The organism is Streptomyces sp. TRM49041, from assembly GCF_008271805.1.
Classification (GTDB): Bacteria; Actinomycetota; Actinomycetes; order Streptomycetales; family Streptomycetaceae; genus Streptomyces.
The window spans coordinates 35546-58648 of sequence record NZ_VSRY01000092.1; the positions used below are offsets into that span (position 1 = coordinate 35546).

At 71.6% G+C, this 23103-nt stretch carries 18 protein-coding genes and 3 pseudogenes; 10 read left to right on the forward strand and 11 right to left on the reverse strand.

The window, feature by feature from the left end; translation table 11 throughout:
- Positions 1–158: 158 nt before the first annotated feature.
- Together FVS66_RS08515 and FVS66_RS08520 are read right to left on the reverse strand one after the other, a co-directional pair.
- Positions 159–1694 carry a hypothetical protein gene (locus FVS66_RS08515; RefSeq protein ID WP_149180401.1) on the reverse strand — a complete coding sequence of 512 codons (1536 nt, stop codon included), beginning with the start codon at positions 1692–1694 and terminating at the stop codon, positions 159–161.
- A gap of 175 nt (positions 1695–1869) precedes the next feature.
- Complete coding sequence (locus FVS66_RS08520) at positions 1870–3495, reverse strand: glycoside hydrolase family 71 protein (protein WP_262386877.1); 1626 nt, start codon at positions 3493–3495, stop codon at positions 1870–1872.
- Positions 3496–3817: 322 nt separating this feature from the next.
- Here FVS66_RS08520 and FVS66_RS36530 point away from each other — a divergent pair, with 322 nt between their 5' ends.
- The 3 genes from FVS66_RS36530 (at position 3818) to FVS66_RS36765 (ending at position 7382) form a co-directional block, all read left to right on the forward strand.
- Positions 3818–5620 (forward strand): alpha/beta fold hydrolase, encoded by a 1803-nt coding sequence (locus FVS66_RS36530; RefSeq protein ID WP_316248173.1) that lies wholly within the window; start codon positions 3818–3820, stop codon positions 5618–5620.
- 171 nt (positions 5621–5791) lie between these two features.
- Positions 5792–6715 (forward strand): ADP-ribosylglycohydrolase family protein, encoded by a 924-nt coding sequence (locus FVS66_RS08535; protein ID WP_149180403.1) that lies wholly within the window; start codon positions 5792–5794, stop codon positions 6713–6715.
- A 457-nt stretch (positions 6716–7172) separates the two neighbouring features.
- Positions 7173–7382 (forward strand): hypothetical protein, encoded by a 210-nt coding sequence (locus FVS66_RS36765; RefSeq protein ID WP_149180404.1) that lies wholly within the window; start codon positions 7173–7175, stop codon positions 7380–7382.
- Between the two features lie 40 nt (positions 7383–7422).
- Here the strand turns inward: FVS66_RS36765 and FVS66_RS08545 are convergent, their stop codons facing one another.
- The gene (locus tag FVS66_RS08545) at positions 7423–8169 is read right to left on the reverse strand and encodes a lysophospholipid acyltransferase family protein (RefSeq protein ID WP_149180430.1); all 747 of its coding nucleotides are present in this window, start codon (positions 8167–8169) and stop codon (positions 7423–7425) included.
- Here FVS66_RS08545 and FVS66_RS34870 point away from each other — a divergent pair.
- The gene (locus FVS66_RS34870) at positions 8168–8323 is read left to right on the forward strand and encodes a hypothetical protein (protein WP_187645444.1); all 156 of its coding nucleotides are present in this window, start codon (positions 8168–8170) and stop codon (positions 8321–8323) included. The two genes, FVS66_RS08545 and FVS66_RS34870, sit on opposite strands and share 2 nt — an antisense overlap.
- A gap of 164 nt (positions 8324–8487) precedes the next feature.
- Positions 8488–10617, forward strand: coding sequence for a SpoIIE family protein phosphatase (locus FVS66_RS08550; protein WP_149180405.1), 2130 nt, complete (start codon positions 8488–8490; stop codon positions 10615–10617).
- Between the two features lie 237 nt (positions 10618–10854).
- On the opposite strand, the gene FVS66_RS08555 is transcribed toward FVS66_RS08550, so the two are convergent.
- Entirely contained in the window at positions 10855–12057 is a 1203-nt protein-coding gene (locus tag FVS66_RS08555) for an erythromycin esterase family protein (protein ID WP_149180406.1), read from the reverse strand.
- A gap of 58 nt (positions 12058–12115) precedes the next feature.
- Between FVS66_RS08555 and FVS66_RS08560 the strand changes: the two genes are divergently transcribed.
- Together FVS66_RS08560 and FVS66_RS08565 are read left to right on the forward strand one after the other, a co-directional pair.
- Positions 12116–12865, forward strand: a complete 750-nt coding sequence (locus FVS66_RS08560; RefSeq protein WP_149180407.1) for a TioE family transcriptional regulator — start codon at positions 12116–12118, stop codon at positions 12863–12865.
- Positions 12866–12868: 3 nt separating this feature from the next.
- Positions 12869–13096 (forward strand): annotated as a pseudogene (locus FVS66_RS08565) (winged helix-turn-helix transcriptional regulator); the annotation flags it as partial.
- Between the two features lie 266 nt (positions 13097–13362).
- Here FVS66_RS08565 and FVS66_RS08570 read toward each other — a convergent pair.
- Together FVS66_RS08570 and FVS66_RS08575 are read right to left on the reverse strand one after the other, a co-directional pair.
- Positions 13363–13752: a VOC family protein gene (locus tag FVS66_RS08570; protein WP_149180408.1), complete on the reverse strand. Its 390-nt coding sequence runs from the start codon at positions 13750–13752 to the stop codon at positions 13363–13365.
- A 430-nt stretch (positions 13753–14182) separates the two neighbouring features.
- Complete coding sequence (locus tag FVS66_RS08575; RefSeq protein WP_149180409.1) at positions 14183–14554, reverse strand: hypothetical protein; 372 nt, start codon at positions 14552–14554, stop codon at positions 14183–14185.
- A 433-nt stretch (positions 14555–14987) separates the two neighbouring features.
- Here FVS66_RS08575 and yidD point away from each other — a divergent pair, with 433 nt between their 5' ends.
- Positions 14988–15302 carry a membrane protein insertion efficiency factor YidD gene (yidD, locus tag FVS66_RS08580; RefSeq protein ID WP_262386878.1) on the forward strand — a complete coding sequence of 105 codons (315 nt, stop codon included), beginning with the start codon at positions 14988–14990 and terminating at the stop codon, positions 15300–15302.
- Between the two features lie 202 nt (positions 15303–15504).
- Here the strand turns inward: yidD and FVS66_RS08585 are convergent, their stop codons facing one another.
- The 3 genes and pseudogenes from FVS66_RS08585 to FVS66_RS36770 form a co-directional block, all read right to left on the reverse strand.
- The gene (locus tag FVS66_RS08585; protein ID WP_149180411.1) at positions 15505–15798 is read right to left on the reverse strand and encodes a hypothetical protein; all 294 of its coding nucleotides are present in this window, start codon (positions 15796–15798) and stop codon (positions 15505–15507) included.
- Between the two features lie 184 nt (positions 15799–15982).
- Positions 15983–16358 (reverse strand): annotated as a pseudogene (locus tag FVS66_RS08590) (IS5/IS1182 family transposase); the annotation flags it as partial.
- A 49-nt stretch (positions 16359–16407) separates the two neighbouring features.
- A pseudogene (locus tag FVS66_RS36770) lies at positions 16408–16641 on the reverse strand (hypothetical protein); the annotation flags it as partial.
- Positions 16642–17034: 393 nt separating this feature from the next.
- Here FVS66_RS36770 and FVS66_RS08595 point away from each other — a divergent pair.
- A complete protein-coding gene (locus tag FVS66_RS08595; RefSeq protein WP_149180412.1) occupies positions 17035–17673 on the forward strand; it encodes an HAD family phosphatase in 639 nt (212 codons plus the stop codon).
- A gap of 281 nt (positions 17674–17954) precedes the next feature.
- Here the strand turns inward: FVS66_RS08595 and FVS66_RS08600 are convergent, their stop codons facing one another.
- Positions 17955–19790 (reverse strand): glycoside hydrolase family 15 protein, encoded by a 1836-nt coding sequence (locus FVS66_RS08600; protein ID WP_149180413.1) that lies wholly within the window; start codon positions 19788–19790, stop codon positions 17955–17957.
- Positions 19791–20004: 214 nt separating this feature from the next.
- Here FVS66_RS08600 and FVS66_RS08605 point away from each other — a divergent pair, with 214 nt between their 5' ends.
- Positions 20005–22329 (forward strand): MMPL family transporter, encoded by a 2325-nt coding sequence (locus tag FVS66_RS08605; protein ID WP_149180414.1) that lies wholly within the window; start codon positions 20005–20007, stop codon positions 22327–22329.
- Between the two features lie 324 nt (positions 22330–22653).
- Here the strand turns inward: FVS66_RS08605 and FVS66_RS08610 are convergent, their stop codons facing one another.
- Positions 22654–22944: a hypothetical protein gene (locus FVS66_RS08610; RefSeq protein WP_149180432.1), complete on the reverse strand. Its 291-nt coding sequence runs from the start codon at positions 22942–22944 to the stop codon at positions 22654–22656.
- Between the last annotated feature and the right edge of the window lie 159 nt (positions 22945–23103).

Here is a 23103-nt window from a genome sequence, read left to right on the forward strand (position 1 = left end):
GAGGGCGACCGGGCGACGGCGCCCGTGGAACGCGGCCACCAGGTTCGGGCCCGACGGCACCGGGCACGTACGGGAGAAGCTCGCACGACGGCCGCTTCCACGGCGGGGGCGGCTCCGCCGGACCGGTCGACGGTCCGCCTGACGGCCCGCCGCTCGTGTCAGTTCTGTGCGGACGGCGACACGAGCATGTGGAATCCGGGCTGTTGAGGCAGGTCGGGCAGCTGGTACGCGGCCCAGCCACGGGCGTACGCGGGAACGGTCCCTCCCCGGGACAGCAGTACGGCGACCGGCTGCCGCTCGGCCGCACGTGCGAGGCCGGCCGGAGTGATGGCGGCGTCGTGTCCTGCGGGCTGCCGGGAGGCGCAGCCTGCCCGGTAGGCGATGCGGATCGCGTCCTTGCCGGTCACGACACAGGGTGGCCGTACGCCGTGGGCCCGGAGTTCCGCGGCGATCCGCGACAGCGTGACGGTGTCGGTGCGCACCCGCCGCGTCACCGAGTCGAGCACCTTGTACTGGACGGCCAGGTGTCCCAGCAGCGCCAGCGCGCACAGGCCGAGGAGAGCGGGCCGCCAGGAAGTGCCGATGCCCGCGAGCCGTACGAGGAGCACCGCGACCGGCAGGGAGAGCAGGGCGTACGCCGGGAACAGGAAGCGGGGCGCGGCGTAGTCGATGGTGAACAGATAGGGCAGTGCGAGCGCGCACCCGGTCACGGTGGCCATCACCGTGGCCGTGCGATGCCGCGTCCGGGCGGCCGCCCGGACGCCGCCGGCGACAGCCAGTGGCAGGGCGAGGAACCACAGAGCGGTGACCGGGTTCTCCCAGGGCACGTCGCACGGGCGGCACAGCGTACGCCCGCCCAGTGCCCGGACATGGTCGTCGACCGCGACGTACCAGCCGACATCGCCCTGGATCTCACTGGCCCGGTCGAGCCGCGCGACCAGGCCGCCGTAGCGGACATACGCCTCGATCACCCACTCGGCGCTGCCGACGAGGACCCCGGCGGCGAGTACGCACCACAGCACCGGTCGCCGCCAGGCGCGCACCAGCAGCGAAGCCGCTGCCAGAAGCAGCACGAGCGGCACGGCGTCCGGCGGTCGCATCAGCGCCACGAACGCCACGGCGGCCGCGAGCCCCACCAGGGACAGGGAGTCGCCGGGGTCGCGGGCCGTGCGCAGGAAGAAGCCGACCGCGGCCAGGGCGCCGTAGGCCACCCATAGGTTCGGCATCACCTGCGGTCCGTAGTAAAGCGTGATCCACAAGCTCGCGAACAAGGCACCCGCCAGGGCGATTACCGGCGCCGGAAGCAGCGGCCGCCAGACCCGCAGGGCCAGGAACAGGCCGAGGCCCGACAGCACTGCCAGCCAGATCCGCAGCGCAAGTACCGAGGTGGAGAGGGCCGCGACGGGGGCGGCGAGGAAGGAGACGCCCCGGGCGCGGGGCGCGCTCAGGAACGCGGCCGGCCCCTGTCGGCCGACCTGGCTGACGTACACCGTCTCGTCCCAGCCCAGGCCCAGGCCCGGCGCCACCAGCATCAGCTGAGCCAGCACGAACGACACGGCGACGGCGGCGGGCCACAGCGTCGCGCGGGCGGACCGGCCGTCCGTGCCGGCGGCGGGCGATGACCCGTCCGGTGCCGGGTCACCGGCGGGGCGCGGCTCGCCTCGGGAACCCGGCAGCAGGTGCGGTTCCTGCATGGGACCTCGTCGGTACGGGGCCGGGGCGGTCCCGGCCTGCCCGTTCCACGCTGGGCGCCACAGCGGCCGCCCGCCACACCGGCGCGGCGATAGGCGCAGCACCTGCGCCCGATGGTGTGACGTACGCGCACGGCATCGGCCGCGCCCTCAGCGGGGCGCCTCCCCTGACCGGCGGTCAGCCGGGGCCGCGGCGCCCGCTGGTGGCGGCGTAGTACTGGAGGTCCTGGACCTCGACCGTGTGCCGCACCCGGTACGGCAAGGTCACCGTGGCATCGACACGGTCGCCGCGCACCGCCCTCGCCGAGACCGCACCGGGCCGCAGCGGCAGCAGGACCGTGTTCATGCCCGCCGGGGCCTTGTGCGAGGACGTGGTCCGGCCGACGGTCGCGCGGACGGTCGCCGGGCGGGGCAGGAAGGCCAGCACCTCCACCGTGTCCCGGGCGTCCGCGCTGCCCTCCCGCAGCGACATCAGCCGGGACTGCGAGCTTGTGGGCACCGTGTCGGCGAACTGGGTGCGCGAGGTCACGTACAGGGTGTCCCGCACGATCTTGGGCCACGCCCCGGTCTTGAAGCGCGTGAGGTAGTACGACATCAGATCGAGGTAGGCGTGGCCGTTGTGCTGCGAGGGCGCGAAGTGGGTGCCCTCGGAGTAGTCGTTCCACGTGGTGAGCTGCACCCAGTCCGCCTCGCCCTCGATGGCCCGCGTCCAGGTGGCGCGCAGCGTGGCGGTGTTGCCCGCCTCGTGGTAGGTGCCCTGGTTCGGGCGGGCGTCCTGTACCGACACCGGCTGCATCCAGATCTTGCCCATGTCGTGTGCCCGCCGCGCGTCACGCGAGCCCTTCTCCCGCCCGGTGTAGCTTCGGCTGCCCCAGTCGGAGAAGCCGTGACTGATCGCGGCGAAAGAGCCGTCGTGGGAGCCGAAGTCCAGGAAGAGCGGGACGAACGCGGTGCGCACACCGTGCCGTGCCCGCAGATCGTCGATCACGCCGGACCACCAGCGGACGCTCTTCGCCTCCGCCTTGAACGGTGCGACGACCAGACGCCCGTCGTCGAGCCGGTGCGCCGACGGGTAACGGCCCAGTTCGGCGAGGGCGTCGGCGAGCTCCTTCGGATCGCCGGTCCGGAGGGAGGACATGTCCGGCATCAGCATGATCTTGAAGGTGGGGTCGACCGTACGGGCCGCCTTCAGCAGGAGTTCGCACCGCTCCCGGTTCTTCCCCGACAGCGACAGGATGTCCAGGGTGAAACCGTCCAGCCCGGCGTCCCGTGCCGTGCGCACCTCCTGCTGGAGGTTGGCCAGCTCCCAGTCGCCCACCTTCGGGCGCACGGGCAGCGGGCGGTCGCGCAGCAGACCGCCGTACGCCTGGTGCTTGCCGCGCTCGCCGTCCGGAGTGAGGTAGTTGCGGGCGTAGTAGTCGTCGGCGGCGGGCGCGTTGTCCAGGGAGAGCGGGAACGGCGTGAAGTAGTGGGCGAACACCAGTTTCCCGGAGGCTCGCAGGGTGGCCCGGTCGGGCATGTCGAAGGGGAGGGCGGCCGAGGCTTGGGAACGCCCGGCGCCCTTCCCGGCCGTGTCCGCGTCACCGGGGCTCTTCACCGGGGCGGGGGCCGACGGCACGCCGGAGCCCGCGCCGGACGGCTCGGCCGACGGCCTGGGAGGGCCCTCGCGCCGGAGGCCGCCCACACCGTGCGGTACGGGGGATGCGGCGGCCTGCGTGGCGTCGCCCGCCCCGGCACCGCTCGTACGACCTCCCCACGCGGTGGCCAGTGTCGCGCAGACACCGGTCAGCAGTAAGCCCGCCACGATCAGTGCCAGGGTCCCTCTGCGGTGGCGCGGCCCACGACCGCGACGCCGATGGGCCCCCTGACGTCCGCGCCGCCCTGTCCTCATCCCAGCCTCCCTCGTCGGACACGCCTGTGTGTGCGAGCCGCACAGCAGTAGAGCGGACCGCCGGGGTTCGGGCAACCGTTCCCCTCCTCGTGTCGCCTCCTCGTGTCGCCTCCTCGTGTCGCCTCCTCGTGTCGCCTCCTCGTGCGCTGGGCGTGCTCGCGGTCCCGGCGAGCCTCCCGCCGGTGAGATGAAAATCGATGGCCGGGCGGAAGGGGCCGGACTACGGTCAGGCCCGATGACTCTCACTCATGAGGTGACCGGCGACGGTCCGGCACTGCTCCTCCTGCACTCCTCCGTCTGCGACCGGCGGATGTGGGAACCCCAATGGCACGCCTTCGCGGAGGCCGGATACCGCGTCGTCCGCTGCGACTTCCGAGGCTTCGGCGACACACCGGTGGCGACGGCACCGTACAGCGACGCGCAGGACGTGGTCGACCTGCTGGACGCCCTCGGCATCGAACGCACAGCCGTGGTCGCCGCCTCTTACGGCGGCGGCGTGGCGCTGGAGCTGGCCGCGAGGTGGCCGGCCAGGGTCGACATGCTCGCCCTGCTGTGCACGGCCGCCGACGGATTCGAGCCCACCGCCTCCGTCGAGCAGTTCGCGTCACGGGAGGACGCACTGATCGAAGCCGGAGACCTCGCGGGCGCGGTCGAACTGAACGTGTCCACGTGGCTCGGGCCGGACGCCTCTGACGACGTGCGCGCCCTGGTGGGCGAGATGCAGCGCCGCGCCTTCGACGTACAGCTCGCCGCCGAGGAGGACATCTCCCCGAGCGAGACCGAGTTCGACCCCGCCGGTATCACCGCGCCGACGCTGGTGGTCTCCGGGGCGCACGACCTCGACCACTTCCGTACGATCGCCGCCGAACTGGCCGGGCGCGTCCCCCTCGCCCATCACACCGAGCTCCCTTGGGCCGGACATCTGCCCAGCCTGGAACGGCCCGCCCAGACGACGGCTCTGCTGCTCGAATTCCTGCGTCGTCGAGCAGAGAGCCATCAGTCGGCTGAGCACGGGGGTGCGGACGGGATGACATCCGAAGTCCCCTTCGTCGTCCGACCCGCCACCGTCGGCGACGCGCCCCTGGTATGCGCCCTGCTCAACGAGATCGACACCATCGAGACCGGTCGACCGGACACGGATCTGCACACGGTGGAAACCGAACTGGCCCACCCCGAGGTCATCCTCGCCGAGGACTCCTGGCTGGCCTTCCAGGGCGACCGGCTGGTCGCCTACGCGTTCGTGTGGGACGAGTCCGGCGGCGAACGCATCGACGCCGACCACTACGTGCTCCCGGGCTACGGGCACACCGGAGAGCACCTCCTGGCCCTGGTCGAGAGGCGCGCCCTGGAACGGGCACACGCCAACGGCGCGCCCCGGGCCGTCCTGCACCTGCAGCTCAACGCCCGGCCCACCACCGACCTGGACATGATCGGACGACGGGGCTGGGGGCGGGTGCGCGAGTACCACGTGATGACGCGCCGGCTGTCCGGGGACGACCTGACGGTCCCCGAACCGCCCGGGGGCATCGTGTTGCGTGACTGCGGCGACGAGGCCGACCGGCGCCGCGCCCACGCCCTGCTGCAGGAGACGTTCAGCGAGCACTTCGACCACCAGGCGCGTACGTACGACCAGTGGCTGGAGGACATCGGCGCGGCCCACGTCGACTGGTCGCTGGTCTGGATCGCCGCACTGGACGGCGACGACGTCGCCGTGCTGCTCTCCCGCAACGACCGGCGGAGCATGGCCTGGATCAGCAACATCGGCGTGCGCCGGTCCTGCCGTGGCCGCGGCATCGCCGGCCACCTGCTGCGGCATGCCTTCGCCGCGTACGCCGCACGGGGCCGCGACAGCATCGGCCTCGGCGTCGACACGCACAACGAGACGGGCGCCCTGCGGATCTACGAGGCGCACGGCATGCGGACCGACTACGCGGTGGACACCTGGGAGGTGGTCCTCCAGGCACCGGCACCGGCACCGGTCCCGGTCCCGGCGCCGCTTCCGACCGGACCTCGACCCGCACCGGGCCCGGGGCGATGAGGGAGGAGCCGATGCGCCGCAAAGCCCCCGGGATCACCGCACGCTGTTTGGTCGTCGCCCCGACGGTGGGGCCGCTCGGGCACGGGAGCCGCCCCGACGACGTGTCAGGACAGGCGACCGGGCTCCACAACCCTGGTGCGAGGTAACGGGACAGCGCGGGAGGAAGACGCCATGGACACAGCCGACCGAGCCCCTGCCCCCGTGCCCGCCCCGGCGCTGAACAGCCTCCGTGGTCTCGGCCTCGGTGACGCGTTCGGTGAACGCTGGTTCCCGCTCTTTCGGCAGCCGCGGCAGGCCATCGACGAGATCCGTGCCCGCCGCACTCCGCAGGAGCCACGGTGGCACTGGACCGACGACACCGCGATGGCCCTCGGCATCATGCACGTCCTCCAACGGCACGGCGAGATCCGTCCGGCCGAACTCGCCCTCGCGTTCGCCGCCGGATACCGGGCCGACCCCGGCCGGGGATACGGCGCCGGTATGCACGAACTGCTGCCCCGACTCCTCGAAGTGCCGGAGGACTGGCCCACCCTGTCCGCTGAACTGTTCGACGGACAGGGCAGCCTGGGCAACGGCGCCGCGATGCGGATCGCTCCGCTCGGTGCCTGGTACGCCGACGACCTCGGTCTCGCCGTCCGCCAGGCCGAGGCATCCGCACGGGTCACCCACGCCCACCCCGAGGCCGTCGCCGGTGCCGTGGCGGTCGCCGTCGCCGCCGCCCTGTCCGTCCATGACGGCCTCGACCTGCGCATGGTCGCCCGCCACACGCCCGACAGCGCGGTCAGGGCCGGCCTCGCACGCGCCGCCGACCTCCCCTTCACCACGGAGCCCTGGCGCGCCGCCGGCCTCCTCGGCAACGGTCAGCGCGTCCGGGCCGACGACACCGTTCCCTTCGCCCTCTGGTCGGCGGCCCGTCACCCGGACGACCTGACCGCTGCCCTGTGGACCACCGCGGAAGGACTCGGCGACGTCGACACCACGTGCGCCATCACCGGCGGAGTCGTCGCAGCCCGCACGGGCATCGACGACGTCCCCCGCACCTGGCTCGACAGGGTCGAACCGCTTCCGGGGCCCTACGGCACCGTGTCCGGGTGACGCTGACACGCTGACACGCCGACCGCCCATGCCCGCACCCCTCCCGGGCACGGAGGCGCACCTCCAGAAACCGGTGGCTCCCCGGAGGTGGCGTCGTCCGCGGGCGGCTCCCCACCTCGGCAGATCGGTGCCGACCGGACAGTGGGCCGTCGACCGGTACCGGCGTCAGCCCTGCCGCAGCCCCGGGGCCGGGTCGACCCGGCGTCACCGGCCCCGGGGGAGGGGAGGAACCGGGCCGGGGTGCCGAAGCTGCCGCCCCGGTCGTGGCCACCGAGTCCTGGCCGCCCAACGTCGACCCAGGCCACCCGGTTGCCGCATTCGCGCGGTGCGGTGGTCGTCGCGGACGAGGACGAGCCGCCGCTCCCGCTCGCCGACGAGGGGTTCGACGCAGGAGATGCGTCTCAGACGCCACCCCGACGATGCCCGGCGGGCGGCCGAGGCGGCCGGCCGGAGGCCCGTGAACCAGCGTCCGGAGTCCCCGCGCACCGAGTTCCTCGGCATCGGCGCGGTGAGCGACTTCCTGCGCAAGGTGATCTGGATGGTGCCCGGCTGCACCGTCGACCAGTACCGGGAACGCCGACGGCGACTTCACCACCGGAGCCGGAGCGAGGGCGCCTTCGTCGCCCACACCACGCGGTTCCTCATCAAGACCCGCAAGCAGGTCTGAGATCCTCCGATACCGCCGCGCCGGAAGGCCGTCGCCGATGTCACCCCCGGCCGTCCGACGGCGTACGGCGCCGAGCAGGTCGCGAGGCGCGCGGAGAGCCGCCTGCCGCCCCGGCGAGCCCCTGCACGACCGGCTGCGTGCAGGGCTCACCGAGATGGCCGGCCGCCGTCCGCCACGCGGCCGACACCGCCCGATGCGCCTGGGCCGTGCACTCGCCATGGTCGCCGGTCGATGTGAGTGGCGCACCCACATGGACGTGCAGGCGCGGGCGGCGCAGCGGCGCGGTGACCACCCCGGCGAGCTGCTTGGCGGCGTTGCCCGAGGCGATCCGGCGCGCACCGGCCTGGCCGACCGGGACGACGGGCGCACCCGTGCGCTCCACGAGGCGGGCCAGGCCGGTGCGGAAGGAGCGGGGCGGGGCTTCGCCGACGCCTCTGCGGAGCGGGAGCCCGCCCTCGGGGTAGATGAGGACCTGCCGCCCCTCCTTCACAGCGGCTACGGCGAGATCCAGCGCGTCGGCGGCACGCCGGTCCCCGCGATACACGGGGATGTGACCCTCGCGGGCGAGGGCCCGGCCGAGCACAGGTATGCGCCACAGGCCGGCGGCGGCCATGACGACCGGCCGCACACCGAGACACCGCAACGCGGCAAGCACGACGGCGGGGTCCGCGAGCGAGGTGTGGTTCGCCGCGATGATGCTGCCCGGCGCGCAGGCGGCCCCGACGTCCGTGGTGACCGTGAGACGTCCGACGGCGGGCACGAGAACGTCTGCAAGGCGGCTGAGCATGAGATTCTCCAGGGCGACGACGACGAAGATCCTCATCGTCGGCGGTGAGGCGGACCGCGGACCTGAGTGCCCGTACTCATTTCCGTACGCGGGGTGCCACCCCGAGGCGCTCACCGACGGCCAGGACCCGCGGGGGCTTGGGGTCGTACGGTAGAGGCATGGCCGAGTGGGTACGCCCCCGCGCGTACAGCGACTGCTCCGCGCCACCGTCGGCGACGCCCCTCAGGGACCGGCGGTCGCGTCCTGGGGCACGCCCGGCCGCGGTGGGTCCGCCCGGGACGGGGGCTGCCGCGGACGTCCGCTCGTCGGGGGGACTCGGTGCCTGGCAGCGGTGAGGACTCCGGAGACGCCGGCCTGCTGGACGAGGCGCTGGCCGACACGGTGCGGCGTACCGGTGCCTCCGCCGGCGGGATCTTCCTCCTCGACGAGTCGGAGCAGGTGCTCGACCTGGTGGTGATGTGCGGGGTGCCCGCAGAGGTGGCGTTGCCGTGGCGCCGGACACCGCTGGCCGCCCCGGTCCCGGTCAGCGAGGCGGCTCGCGAGGACCGCCTGGTGTGGGTCGGCTCCCAGGACGACATGGCCCGCGCCTACCCGCGCGCGGCCGCCGGCCTGCCCTACCGTTTCGCGCTCGCCGCCGCGCCCCTGCCCGGCCGCACCCGGTGCCGGGGCGCCCTGCTGCTGTTGTGGCCGGCCAGCCATCCCCATGAGGCCACCCGCCGCGAGCGGGCCCACATCACCTCCGCCGCACGCCGTATCGCCCGTGTGCTGGACGAGTCCGCATCGCCACCCGGCGTGCCCGACCAGCCCCGCTCCATTCCGATCGGCGGATCCCCTACGCACGGCCGTGAGCCCCCGCACGCCGCGGCCGACTACGCCGAGCGGCTGCCCGAAGGAGCACTCGCCCTGGACCTGCAGGGCCGGATCACCTTCCTGAACGCCGCGGCCGAGACCATGCTCGGCCGCGGCGCCGACCGGCTGCTCGGCACCCGGCCCTGGCAGTCGCTGCCCTGGCTGGACGACCCCGTCGTCGAGGACCACTACCGCACCGCTGTCATCAGTCGAGACCCGGTCGCCTTCACCGCCCTCCGCCCACCGGACAACTGGCTGCGTTTCCAGCTCTACCCGGATGCCAGCGGCATCAGCGTCCGCATCACCCGGGCCCCGGCAGCCGCCCGCGACGAGCCGCCGCCCGCGACGACACGGGGACGGACCGCCTCCGCGTCCGCCGGCCCCGCACAGACGGGACGGCTCTACCAGCTGGTCCACCTGGCGGCCGCGCTGACCGAGACCGTCGCCGTCCGCGACGTCGTCGAGCTGATCGGCGACCAGGTCCTGCCCGCCTTCGGCGCCGACAGCCTCGTCCTGTCCGCCGCCGACGCCGGCCGCCTGAAGATCACCGGCCATCGCGGATACGACCCCCAGGTCATCGACCGGCTCGACGGCCTGCCCCTGGACACCGGACTCACCCCCGCCGGGCAGGTGTTGTCCGACGGGATCCCAAGCTTCTTCTCCAGCCCCGAAGCGATGGCCCGCCGCTACCCCAGAGCCCCGCGCATCAGCGACAAGCAGGCGTGGGCGTTCCTGCCCCTGATCGTCTCAGGCCGGCCCGTCGGCTGCTGCGTCCTGTCCTACAACCGCCCCCGCACCTTCAGCGCCGACGAACGCGCCGTGCTCACCTCCCTGGCCGGCCTGATCGCCCAGGCCCTGGACCGTGCACGCCTGTACGACGCCAAACACGACCTCGCCCACGGCCTTCAGCAGACTCTCCTCCCGCGCAGCCTCCCCGCCGTACCCGGCCTCCAGGTCGCCGCCCGCTACCTCCCGTCCAGCCACGGCATGGACATCGGCGGCGACTTCTACGACCTCATCCGCCTCGACGAGACCGCAGCCGCGGCCGTCATCGGCGACGTCCAGGGCCACAACGTCGCCGCCGCGGCCCTCATGGGCCAGGTCCGCACCGCCATCCACGCCGCCGCCGGAGCCCCACCCGACCAGGTCCTCGCCCGCACCGACCACGTCCTGGCCGACCTGGAAACCGACCTGCTCGTCTCGTGCCTCTACGCCCACCTCGACCTGGCCCGCCGTCAGGCCACCCTGGCCAGCGCGGGCCACCCGCCCCCACTCCTGCACCAGCCCGGCCGGCCGCCCGGCGTCCCGACGCTCGACCCCGCCCCCATGCTCGGCACCGACCTCGGCGTGTCCTACCCCCTGACGACCCTGCCGCTCACCCCCGGAACGACACTCGCCTTCTACACCGACGGCCTGATCGAAGTCCCCGGCACCGACGTCGACCGGACCACTGCGGACCTCGCCGCGCACCTCGCCGAGAACAGCGGCCAGAAGAACCTCGACGCGGTCATCGACGCCATCCTCCACCGCGCCTGGCCCAACGCCCGGCACACCGACGACATCGCCATCCTCCTGCTGCGCACGACTACCCTCACCTGACGACACCACGGTGACGGGCTCCCGCCACGCCGACGGCGCGACTCCGCGAAGCTGCACAGCCACCTGCCGACGCCTGACCTGATCGACATGCGGGCACTGGCCAACGAGGCATTTGGCGGATGCACGCCCCGCAGGTCCCGCGTACGCGCTCAAGGTGCTCACGCGGGCGTACGTACGCCGAGTACCAGCCCACTACCGCCAGGAACGGCGTCCGTAGGCCAACCGTGGAGACAACCCCTAGCTCTCCGGGACGTCCTTGACGAACACGATGCCGTCGCTGTCCGCCAAGTGGGCCGGGTCGAGCGGGGCGTAGCCGAACCAGGGGGATACGCGGGGCGCCGGCCGCATGTCGCCGAGGACGGTGGACAGCCGTGGGGCGTCGACGACGCAGCGGTCCTCCGGGAGCGCGTACAGGAGTCCTTCGACCGTGTCCGGCGGCGGCGCGTCCACTTCCCGGTGCCGTATCGTGCCGAGCGCCGTGGCCACGAAGGCGTACCCCTCACCGAGCCGGGCGCTCACCAGCGCACCGGCGCTCCACCACTCCAGCGGCATCCCGCCCATCCGCATAGTGCTCTTCTCCCGCTGGAGATGGGAGTTGTGGGCGTGGACGAGCGCCGGGCCCCGAGCGGCGACGGCGAGGAGGTTGTGGGCCATCATCTGGTCCCGCACCCCCACCAGCCGCGTCATGCGGGCCGGTGAGGTGTCGGCCATCCAGTAGTGGTAGCGCAGCAGGCCGGTCGCCGTGCGCCCGTACAGGCACGCCCGGTCCCAGTCGTCCCGCGAGGTCGCCGTGATCAAGTGCGGCATCTGCACGTCGAGCAGCGCCACCAGATCGTCGGCGAGCAGCCGCAGCTGACCCGCCTCAGCAGACCGCCCCACGGACTGGGCCGGTTCCATCATCGCGGCGGGATTGGTCCACCGGTCCTCGGCGCCGAGCAGGCGGTCGAGCGTTTCCCCGGTGCAGGGGAGCAGGTCCGCGTCCACCCGGGACGCGAGGTAGCCGTGGAGTGAGGTGAGGGCCTGCCGGGGGCTCGCGGCGCCGGTGATCTCCAGCGGTCCGTCGAAACCGGCGAAGCGGAGCCGCTCGGACCCGGGCCGGCCGTCGTTGTAGGCGCGCATCCAGCGCACCAGCTCGCGGTTGGCCGCGGACGCGCCCCAGCCGTGGCTGAATCCGCGCTCCATGACCTCGTCGAGAGTGCCCGTGCCCGAGGTGACGTAGTCGTCCACGACCAGGCCCATCATGCAGTCGCTCTCGATCGCGATCGTCCGGTAGCCCTCCTGCTCGACGAGCTGCCGGAAGAGCTCGTTGCGCAGTTCGAGCAGAGTCTCCTCGCCGTGGGTGGGCTCGCCCAGGGCGAGCAGCTGCGGCCGGGCAGGGAACAGCCGCATGACGGCGGCAGCCTCGACGGAATGGACGGTGTCCTTGATGTCGGTAGCCATGCCCTCAACGGTATCGTTGAACCCTCGGTTGAAACTTTCTCGCAATACCATCAGCTCCATGGGGCGAAACCTTCAAAACGCCGAGCGGCTCAGGCCGGTTGACCTGGCGCGCGGGCACGGTCTGTCCACGCAGGCGATCAGGAACTACGAGGAGTCCGGCATCCTTCCGGCCGCCGGGCGCACACCCCACGGCTACCGCACCTACACCTCGCTGCACGCGGGTGCTCTGCGCGCGTTTCTTGCCCTGGTGCCGGGCCACGGCCACCGGACGGCGACGTCGATCATGCGCGCCGTGAACCAGGGTGCGGTCGATGAGGCGTTCCGCCTCATCGACGTCGGCCACGCCCAGCTCCTCGACGACCGGCGGACCCTCCAGGCCGTGGAGAGCGCCCTCCGCGACCTGGTACCCGCCACGGTGCCCGAGCCCGGTGTGGGGACGGAGCCGGCCGCGGTGTCAGGACCCGGCGGCACGTTCATCGGGCCGCTGGCGGCGAAGCTCGGCATCCGACCCGCGACGCTGCGCAAATGGGAGCGCGCCGGGCTGGTGCACCCGCACCGCGACCCGCTCACCGGATACCGCGTCTACGACGAAGCCGACGTACGCGACGCCCGGCTCGCCCACCAGCTCAGGCGGGGCGGCTACCCACTGGAGCAGATCGCCCCGCTGATCACCCAGGTGCGGGCGGCCGGCGGGCTGAAGCCGCTGGAGGCCGCCCTGCGTGACTGGCACGGCCGGCTGTCCGCCCGCGGGCGGGCGATGCTGACCGGCGCCGCAGAACTGGAGGCGTACCTCCGCAAGCGCGGATGAGACCCGCACTGTCCCGGCGAGCTGCGCCGCAGGTTGCCAGGTATCAGCGAGAAGGTGCCGACTCAGGCACTCCGCGAGATGGAGACCGATGGACTGGTGCACCGGAAGGTGCACGACGTGCTTCCGCTGAAGACCGCGTACTTCCTGACACCGTTCGTTCGGTCGAGAACTCTCCGAAGCGTCGGCTCCTTCTCCGACCGGGGCCACCGCCGCCTGGAGAGGCGTCCTTGACGCCCAGTCGGCCTCCTGACCCATCGCATCGCCGCAGGTCTCACCGGCTCCGCCCTCCGGCCAACCCTCGAACAGCATCGACCCGTTGCCGCTCGTCGCCAAGTACCCACAAGAATGCGGCTACGCGGGCGAAGCCGGGGCCGAGGCCGGAGCCGGCTCCGGGGGCGGGGCGGGGCCGGAGAGATCATGGGCAGTCGGTCGGCTCGGGCGCGACGGCCCCGTCCCTCTCCAGCCGAGAGCGGCGTTCGGCGCACCCGATGCCCGCCTCAGGCGCGCCCCTCATGTGCCACGACCGTGAAGGAGTGCCCGGCGGGGTCCGCGTAGACACGTACGTCACCGTGGCCGACGTCATCCCGGGCCTCCATCGGCCGGGCCCCCAGGCTCACGGCCTCACGCTCCGCCGCGTCCATGTCGGCAGCGGCAACGAGGATGTGCAGGTGAGCCTGCTGGGAGTCGTCCGGCCGGGGCCAGCTGGGCGGTGCGTGGCAGTGGTCGCGGCGTATCGTCAGTCGCACGCCGTCCTGGCCCACGACATCGACGAAGTCGGGGTCGGCACAGCGCCGTACACGGGCGTCGAGCAACTGTGCGTAGAACTCGGCGAGCGTCTCGGGGTCGCTGCTGTCCAGCACCAGGACGCTTGTCTTCGATACGGTCATGACGCCCTAGTGCCCGCGTTGGGCACCGTCACGCCTCCCCGGCACGCATACGGCGCCCCTGCCACCCGAGTCGGCCTGCAGTCAAGTGGCGGTGGGGAGCAAGGCTTCGGCTACAGCCCCGACCTGTGCCGCCCTCGACCCATCACTACGGGACCGCACCCGCCCGCACGACCAGCTCATCGCCTTCGGCAGGGAACTCGAAACCGCTCACCCGACTCCGGACGGTTCTCTGGTCCACGAGGGTTTCGTGCTCCTGGCCGACGGCTCCCAGGTGCTCGTGGAGATCACCCGACCATGTCCCACGCCCGCCCGTCGCCGAACTGGAGCGCTACGACGCCCGCTGCTCCTCAGCGCGGGCGCGGGTGATGGCGAGGCGGTAGGGCTCGTAGCCGGTCGCGACGATGCTGCCGTTCGCCTGAGCGGCCAGGATTCACTCCACGCTGCCGAGCACCCCGAAGGCACGAGCCACCCACTGATCCAACCGGCTCCCGAAGTCTCCCGCTGAGGCGATGCCCGAGGCGGGGAGGGGGCCAGAGTCATCGAGCTCGGCAATAAAGTCCACGTCGGCCCAACCACCCCGGAACAGCACAACCGACAACACGGCTTCCGCCGGACCGGATACGACAACACCAACCGAGTCGGGGTCGTGCACCCGAGCCCGGTCGGTCTCCAGCGGCTGAGGCCACGACGCGGCTGCGTCCCTCCAGGTCATGTGGCCGACGTCGAGGCCGGCTGACCTCCAGCTCGCGCTCCGCTCGTCCAGAACGGCGGCGGCCTCATCGAGATCAACGACTCTGTCCATGGGGGCTCCTTCCTGCAGCCGTCGCTCCCCCAACGCATCGACAGAAGTCGCCGGTTGTGGGGGCTGCCGGCTGCAATCCTGTGCCCTGTGACGCAGCACCATGAACCGATGTCCAAGAGCCGGAGGGGGCACCGGACGTCGGGGGAAACAGTACTGTGCGCAGACGGTTGATTGTTGTGAGCCGTCGGCTTGTGTGCCAGGGGCGCCCCCAGTGTGCGGCCGGACCAGCAGGTGACGATCAGGTTCGAGAAGAGCATCGCCGAGTGATGGCCCGCTGCCTCCGCTGCTCAGCCCCGTAACATCGGGGTCGGGCGTCAGGAGGAGAACGGTGCGGCGGCGAAGGCCCGAGAAATCTCGGAAGCGGTGCGAGAACTGCCTTGAGGGCACGTCGGACAGCTGCACCATGTGCCACTCGTGCTGCCCCTGGATGTGGGTGGGGAGCCTGTTCCTGGCGCTGATCCGGCCCGCCGCAGGCCGGAAGGGCCAGCGCACCGGCGACCCCGCCGCCGCGCGCCCGGCCGGACGGGCCGCCCGCGCGCTCTACGACGCCGTCTGCCACTACCGGGTCGCCGTCAGCCCCACCCGCCCGCCCTGCTGCCCCTACACTCCGACCTGCTCCACGTACGCGGTCAAGGCCCTGGCCCGGCACGGTGCGCTGCGGGGCGGCTTCCTAGCCCTCCGCCGACTCCTCCGCTGCCGCCCGGCCACCGTCCGTCGCCACGGAATCCATGCCCCGGTGCCCGACTGACGTACACACGTACCGGACGTGTTCGGGGCCAGGTCGGGTGGGCGTCGTGCGTAGGCTGAGGGGGGGAGGTGATGGGGCGTTGGATGGGCTCCTTGCCGCAAGGAGGGCGTCGAGGCATGTCCAGGCCGCGTTCGGGGAACGTCACCGGGGCCGGTCCAGTACCAGTGGTCCTTTGGTCGCCTCCTGGGCGCTGTCCGGCGGATCATGCTTCGGGGGCGAGGGTCTGGAGGTCGTAGAGGTAGGAGCGGTCGCCTTTGAAGCTGCGCCAGACGGTGGCCGGGGGCTCGGGTTCGTCAGCGTGGCTGTTGAGGGGCTGGGCGGTGACGAGGCCGTCAGCGACCTCGCAGTGCCAGCCAGCGGTCGGAGACCAGACACACCACACGTTCCCGTCTGTTCGGCGGTAGGCCGGGCGGCCGTTGTGCTCGCCGTCACGTTTGAAGCGGTATCGGAGTCCGTCGATGTGGCGAACGAATGCGAAGGATGCAGGTGCCGGCATGTCTTCGGCACTGTAGGCGACGACGCTGCTGGCTGCGGGAAGTTCTGGGCGTGACCAGGTGCAAGGCGCATCTCGCGGTCGGAGCCGGAGCTGGATCGCGGCGGCGGCGACGGTGCCATGGACGCCGCCAGGGGTGTTCCGGCCGGGTGTGCGGCCGATCCGCCCTGCGGGCGGGCAGCGCGGATGACTTCGGCTGCTCGGCGATGCTGTGGCCGCGAGCGGGGACCAGGGTGCCGGCCACGATCAGCACGGTGTCCTTGCGGTACCGCCTGCGGGGCTGCAGCGCGAGCGACGGCCCGAGGTGGTTGATGCGGTCGGCCACGGACTACGAGACCCCGGCCACTGGCGCAAGCTGACGCAAGGTCAGGTTCGTGCGCCGGTACGCGGCGACCGGAAGTACCCGGCCCTCCAAGGGCGGGCTCCAGGGACGTCCCTTGCGGACCCTCTTCGCACCACCCCCTCCGCCGGGACGTGTCGACGAGCTTGGCCGACTGCCGTGGACCCAGCCCTGTGAACGGGGCTACCCACGAGGGCTCCGACGCCATGACCACACCAGCCACACCAGGCGTTCGTGGAGTACAGCGGGCCGCACGGCAAGATGCCGAGGTAGGAAGAATCCCCGTCGTGGCACAGCAACGATGCACGTAGGTCGGCGGGGAGGCGTACGTTCAATGCGCTTTCGAGTCGGTCGATCGCATGTGACGAAGCCGGAGGGCGAAGCTCAGCGAGTCGAGCGGGCGCATGACGGGCCAGCCAGGCGTCGATGCGTTGCCAGGAAGCGGCGACCGGCGGGATCACCGGCGAGATGCCGTTCAAAGGTGGCTCAATCATGACCCGAAGCATGACACCCGGGGGCGTCGGCAGGCCGTAGAGGTGCTTGCTAGAGATCTTTAACAGCTAAGGCTACGGCGATTGCAGGCCAGGTTCAGCCTGACTCGCGCTTGCGACTCAGTCGGCGGATCAGGGTTCGTGTCTCGTCGGGCAACGTCGTTGCGGGCCTGCGACCGCGTCCGTTGAAGCGTTCTGACGTCAGCGTCCGGCTGAGTGTCTTCGGATACCAGCCTTGACGGCACCCTGCCGATGCGACCGGATGACGTCGGCGCCTGGGACAGAGCTGTCACAAGACTCCAATATCGCTTGACCTTGCCCCGGAGGGACGGACAACAGTGTCTCCATAGATCACATCAGCGGGCGTTGTGTGCTCGCCGGCCACAGGGACGAAGAGGGGGAGTTCGCGTGACCGCGACCTGTGTCATTCTCGATATCGGTGGAGTGCTGGAGATCACCCCGAAGACGGGGTGGGTGCAACGGTGGGAACAACGGCTGCGACTGCCGCTGGGCACTGTGAATGAGCGGATGCGCGACGTGTGGCGTGCTGGGAGCATCGGCAGCGTGAGCGAGAGGGAGGTGCACGAGCAGGTGGCTGCCCGCCTGGGTCTCGACGCGCCCCAGGTCGAATCCCTCATGGCTGATCTGTGGGCGGAGTACCTGGGGACCCCGAACGAGGAACTCATCGCGTATGTGCGAGGGCTGCAGGGAATCTGCAGGCTGGGAATCCTGAGTAACAGCTTCGTCGGCGCCCGAGAGCGGGAGGCGGCGCTGTACCACTTCGACGACCTGGTGGAACAGATCGTCTACTCGCACGAGATCGGTATCGGCAAGCCCGACCTGCGAGCCTTCGAGGCCGCATGCGCCAGCTTGGACGTGCTTCCAGAGAACTGTCTCTTCGTCGACGATGTGGCAGTCAACGTCGAGGCGGCCCAGATGGCGGGCATGCAAGGGCACCTGTTCGAGGACAACGCCCGGACGATCGGGCGCATCGCAGCGCATCTGGACGCCGGGCCTCAGGTCTCGGGGCGTGTCCCACTCGCATGACGTCGGCCCTGGCCGGCATCCAGCGCTTGTAATACCACCGCGCCGCCGGGGGCGTCGGGCACCTGGCCGTGCAGACCCCAAGGCCGGTGAGCCGTCGCAGCCGTCGCAGCCGTCGTGGCCGGCACAGAAGGCCCCGCCGAGCACGCGCGAACCGGCGCAATCACCGCCCCGTGGGCCGCCGGCCGTGAGACCGCTGTCCCAGCTCGCGCTCGTCCCTCCGCCTTCGGCCGACCGGGCCCCGGCGCGGTGAACGCGTGACGCACCGTAAGAGCTCAGGGTGTTCAGGTCCCGGTGTGGTTCAGTTCCTCGTCCAGGGCGAGGGCGGCCAGGATGAGCGCCACATGGGTGAAGGCCTGCGGGAAGTTGCCCAGTTGCTCGCCGGTCGGGCCGATCTCCTCGGCGAAGAGGCCGACGTGGTTGGCGTAGGTGAGCATCTTGTCGAACGCGTAGCGGGCCAGGCCGCCCCGTCCCGCGCGGGCGAGGGCGCCGGCGTACAGGAAGCTGCACAGGGAGAAGGTGCCTTCGTCGCCGCTCAGTCCGTCAGGTGACGCGTCCGGGTCGTAGCGGTAGACGAAGCTGTCGACAACAAGGTCCGTCTCTATGGCGTCCAACGTCGACAGCCAGCGGCGGTCCCTCGGGGAGAGGAACCCCACCTCCGGCATCAGCAGAAGCGAGGCGTCGAGCACCTCGCCGCCGTAGTGCTGCACGAACGCCTCGCGACGGGTGCTGTATCCCCGCGTCATGACCTGATGGAAGATGGCGTCGCGTGCGGCGGTCCAGCCGGCCACGTCGGCGGGCCGGGCCAGCTCGGTGGCCAGGCGGATCCCGCGGTCGAAGGCAGCCCAGCACATCACCCGGCTGAAGGTGAAGTCCTTACGGCCCCCACGGGTCTCCCACACGCCTTCGTCCGGGCGGTCCCAGGAGTGCGCGAGCCAGTCGAGGAGCGAGCTCAGGTTGCGCCAGCCGTCGTATCCGGCGAGGTGGGCCAGGTCCCGTGCGTGGCTCATCGCGTAGGCGACCTCGCCGTAGATGTCGAGCTGGAGTTGGCCGGCGGCGTCGTTGCCGACCCGTACGGGAGCTGATCCCCGGTAGCCCTCCATGTGGTCGAGGACCTGCTCGGGCAGGTGGGGGTCGCCGTCCACCCGGTACATGATCTGGAGCGGCTCGCCGGTCACCGTGCTTCCGGCGGCCACGCGGGCGCCCAGCCAGCGTCGGAAGCCGTCCGCCTCCGCGGCGTACCCCAGGTCGAGCAGCGCCTTCACGGACAGGGAGGCGTCGCGTACCCAGGTGTAGCGGTAGTCCCAGTTGCGTTCCCCGCCCAACTGCTCCGGCAGTCCTGCGGTGACGGCGGCTACCGGGGCGCCGGTGGGGGCGTACGTCATCAGCTTGAGCGTGATGGCCGAGCGGTTGACCATCTGCTGCCATCTGCCCCGGTAGGTGCTGTGGCGGATCCAGCCGAGCCAGTGGTCGTAGGTGGAGCTGAAGGCGTGCCTGACACCTTCCTCGGTGAGTGGTTCGGGCGGCCGTGCGTCGGAGTTATGGCAGACGGTCAGGACGGCAGCCGCCCGCTCGCCCTGACGCAACGACAGGCTGGTCTGTACGTCATGGCCGTCTGCCCCCAGCTCGACGAGTCCGCCGGGACCTCCCACGTACAGGAAGGCGGTGGTGTCCGGGCCGGTGAACCGCGCCGTGCCCGCTGTCGTCTCCAGGCGGTGCTCCTGCCGCGCGTAGCCGAAGCGCGGCCTGCACTCCAGCCGGAAGCGGAGGGCCCCACGGGTGACCCGCATGACGCGGATGACACGGTGCTGGTCCGGTGGCGACTCGGCATCGCCCAGCGGCATGAAGTCGACCACCTCGCCGACGCCGTCCTCCGTCATGAACCGTGTGATGAGGATGGCGGTGTCCGCGAGGTAGAGCTGGCGCGTCGTGGCCACGGGCGCCTGAGCCGTGATGGTGAAGTGACCGCCGCGGTCATGGTCGAGCAGGGCGGCGAAGAGACTGGGCGAGTCGAAGCGCGGCGCGCAGAACCAGTCGAGCACCCCCTGGGAGGAGATCAGTGCTGCCGTGCGAAGGTCTCCGATGAGGCCATGGTCCGCGATCGGTGGATAACGGCGCATGACGGTCCCTTCACACAAGGTCCCCGTTCTCTCACGCTAAGCCGGTACGCGTGGTCGTGCACGCGCGATCACCCGTTCTGCGGCATGGACGTGCCGACCCGCCCCGGGGCTCCTTGAATGGCACCAGTCAGGTGTGCCGCCCGTCCCCGGGCGGCGGCGCGCGCCCCCAGCGCCCAGGATCGGCGCGGCCGCACCGGTGGTAACGGGAGGACGCATGGCAGCATCCCGGCTTCCGGCCGGCCACTCCGCGGAACGCACCCGCCCGGCACGGAGCAAGGGACGGCTGCGGCGCGTGGGGGAGTGGTGCGCCCGCCACTTCGTGACCGTCATCGTCCTGTGGCTGGCCGCCCTGGCAGGGCTTCAGGTGCTGGACCGGGCGTACGGTGGCGACTACTCGGACAACTTCGCCCTGCCCGGTTCCCAGGCGCAGGAGGGCCTGGACGTGCTGCGGGCTCATGAGCCGTCCGTCGGCGGCTACAGCGCCCAGATCGTCCTGCACGACCCGTCTGATCCCCTGACCGACGTCAGGGGTCCGATCGGGACCGCGGTGTCGAACCTGCAGGGGCTGCCGCATGTGCTCAGCGCGGAGAATCCGCTGCCACCGGCGGGCACGCCACCGCCCTCGCCGAGCGGTACGAATGTCGGCCCGCTCTCCTCCGACGGGAGGACCGCGTACATCACTGTACGGTTCGATGTGCTGCCCTCCACGCTCGCCTCGTCGTACCTCGACGGCGTCGACGCGGCGGTCCAGCCGGTGCGGGCGGCCGGCGTGGACGTGGAGTACGGCGGGACGCTCGGTGAACTGGCCCGGCCCAGACCCGATGACCGCACCAGTGAGGCCATCGGCTTCGGTGTGGCGATCCTCGTGCTGTTGATCGGTTTCGGCAGTGTCGTGGCGGCCGTGATGCCGCTGGTGACCGCGTTGGTCGCGGTCGTCTGCGGTGTGGCGCTGCTGGGGCTGCTGGCGGCGGCGTTCACGTTCGCGACCGTTTCGCCGACGCTCGCCACGATGATCGGTCTCGGCGTCGGAATCGACTACGCGCTGTTCCTGATCACCCGGCACCGGCAGAACCTCATGGACGGGCGCGATCCCGTGTTCGGCGCCGGTCTGGCGACGGCCACCAGCGGCCGGGCCGTCCTGGTCTCCGGCTGCACGGTGATCATCGCGCTGTCCGGGCTGTGGGTGTCCGGGATCAGCTTCATCGGCAAGCTGGGGCTCGCCGCGGCCGTCACCGTGGTCACCGCCGTCCTGGGCGCGATGACGCTGGTGCCGGCGATGCTGGGGCTGGCGGGCCGGCGGATCGACCGGCTCCGTGTGCGGCGGCCCGTGGCCGAGACGGACGCCGAGCCCGGCGAGGAGGCGCACGGCACGTGGCACCGCTACGCGCAGCGCGTCGAGCGCCACCCGTGGTGGTTCCTGATCTCCGGAGTCGTGGTTCTGGCCGTGCTGGCGGTGCCACTGCTGTTCATCCGGCTCGGGCACATCGGTGACGGGGCGGATCCCCCGTCGTTCACCGACCGGCGCGCCTTCGACCTCATGTCCTCCGCCTTCGGGCCGGGCTCAAACGGGCCGCTGACCCTGGTCGTCGACCAGACGGACGTGCCCCAGGCCGACCGTTCCTCGCTCGCCGACAGGGTGCGGAGCGCCCTGTCGAACGTCCCGGACGCGGCGGTGATCACTCCGCCTGCGCCGACCTCGGACGGCGATGCGCTGCTCGCGACCGCCTACTCCGTCGCCGCACCCCAGGACGAGAGGACGACCCGTCTGGTCAACCATCTCGTGGACGACGTCCTGCCCCAGGCGGTGTCCGGCACCGACGCCCGTACATACGTGACGGGCACGACCGCCGCCCAAGTGGACTTCCTGGACATCGTCTCCAGCAGGCTGCCGCTGATCATCGCCGTGGTCGTCGGGCTCGCCTTCATCGTGATCCTGATCGTCTTCCGGGGCGTTCTCGTCGCGGTCAAGGCGGCTGTGCTCAACGTCCTGTCGATCGCCGCGTCCTACGGCGTGGTGGTGGCGGTGTTCCAGTGGGGCTGGGGCGGCCCCGCGCTGGGTGTGTCGGGGGAGGTGCCCATCGAGAGCTATGTGCCGATGATGATGTTCGCCATCGTCTTCGGTCTCAGCATGGACTACGAGATCTTCCTGCTCTCCCGCGTTCATGAGGCGTGGCTGCGTACCGGTGATCCGAAGGCGAGCGTGGCGCACGCCTTGGAGATCACCGCCCGGGTCATCACCTGTGCGGCGCTCATCATGGTGAGCGTGTTCGCCGCCTTCATCGTGAGCGACAACATCGTGGTCAAGATGCTGGGACTGGGCCTGGCGGCGAGCGTGCTCATCGACGCGACCGTCGTCCGCCTGCTGCTGGTGCCGGCCGCCATGACCCTCCTCGGCCGGGCCGCCTGGTGGACGCCGCGCCTGCTGGACCGGCTGCTGCCACACGTCGATACCGAGGGCGAGGCCGAAAGAGCCGCCACCGCGCCGCCCCCTCCACGCCCCAAGGACCCGACGGGCGGGCACGGCCCGGCGCCACGCTAGGCGGCGGGTGGGGTGGCGCTCCCCGGTCCGCCGGCGAAGACGGCCGCCGGCACTCCACTCCGGTGAGCAGGCGCGCGTCGTCGTCCATGTCCGCCACCAAGGCGCGTACGGTGGCGTTGATCGCCCTGGGCGGCGGCCGCGCGGGCACAGCCCGGCATGGAGCGCGGTCGGGCACGCGCCTGGGAGCCCTCACCCGTCGGGCCTTCCACCTCCGCCGCCGGCCATCCCGCTTCGGAACCAGGTCCGGCAACAACGACTCGATCCGCCCCCACTTCGCGTCAGTCGACGGCACGGCGGACGATCAGACGATCCTTGAGGGAGTGGCTACTCGCTGACGGCACCACCGGCCGGACCGGCAGACGTCCACCAGGCGATCACTCGCGCGGCCATCGCGTCGGGCCGCAGGCCCAGCGGATCAAGACCGAAGTGATCCCCCAGTTCGTGCCGCAGGAACTCACCGATCTCCGTCTGGCCGGCGCTGCCGCGAAGCCGCCCGAGCAGAGGGGCGAGCATACAGTCGTACTCGTCCTGCATCAGGTCGGCGACGCCGATCGGATCCCACTCGTTGAGCAGGTGCCGCAGGTCTTTCTCGGTGGAAGTGCTCAAGGGTCTCATCGCCCCAGACTGCCAACGGGCAACGACCGCCATCACTCGCCCCCACCTTGATCCAGACGAAACTCAGCAACTCGGGCCGAGACGCGGCTGAACCGTCCTCGGCCGTGATGTTCCGGCCCGAGCGCCGCCCCCTGGGGCTTTCGCTCCCGGCCTTGCTGC

Coding starts and splice junctions, on each gene's coding strand:
- FVS66_RS08535 (WP_149180403.1), top strand. CDS start 5,792: ATGGACACAGCCGACCGAGCCCCTGCCCCCGTGCCCGCCCCGGCGCTG.
- FVS66_RS08560 (WP_149180407.1), top strand. CDS start 12,116: ATGGGGCGAAACCTTCAAAACGCCGAGCGGCTCAGGCCGGTTGACCTG.
- FVS66_RS08610 (WP_149180432.1), bottom strand. CDS start 22,944: ATGAGACCCTTGAGCACTTCCACCGAGAAAGACCTGCGGCACCTGCTC.
- FVS66_RS08585 (WP_149180411.1), bottom strand. CDS start 15,798: ATGCCGGCACCTGCATCCTTCGCATTCGTTCGCCACATCGACGGACTC.
- FVS66_RS08600 (WP_149180413.1), bottom strand. CDS start 19,790: ATGCGCCGTTATCCACCGATCGCGGACCATGGCCTCATCGGAGACCTT.
- FVS66_RS08555 (WP_149180406.1), bottom strand. CDS start 12,057: ATGGCTACCGACATCAAGGACACCGTCCATTCCGTCGAGGCTGCCGCC.
- FVS66_RS34870 (WP_187645444.1), top strand. CDS start 8,168: ATGAGATTCTCCAGGGCGACGACGACGAAGATCCTCATCGTCGGCGGT.
- FVS66_RS08515 (WP_149180401.1), bottom strand. CDS start 1,694: ATGCAGGAACCGCACCTGCTGCCGGGTTCCCGAGGCGAGCCGCGCCCC.
- FVS66_RS08575 (WP_149180409.1), bottom strand. CDS start 14,554: ATGGACAGAGTCGTTGATCTCGATGAGGCCGCCGCCGTTCTGGACGAG.
- FVS66_RS36530 (WP_316248173.1), top strand. CDS start 3,818: ATGACTCTCACTCATGAGGTGACCGGCGACGGTCCGGCACTGCTCCTC.
- FVS66_RS08605 (WP_149180414.1), top strand. CDS start 20,005: ATGGCAGCATCCCGGCTTCCGGCCGGCCACTCCGCGGAACGCACCCGC.
- FVS66_RS08570 (WP_149180408.1), bottom strand. CDS start 13,752: ATGACCGTATCGAAGACAAGCGTCCTGGTGCTGGACAGCAGCGACCCC.
- FVS66_RS08545 (WP_149180430.1), bottom strand. CDS start 8,169: ATGCTCAGCCGCCTTGCAGACGTTCTCGTGCCCGCCGTCGGACGTCTC.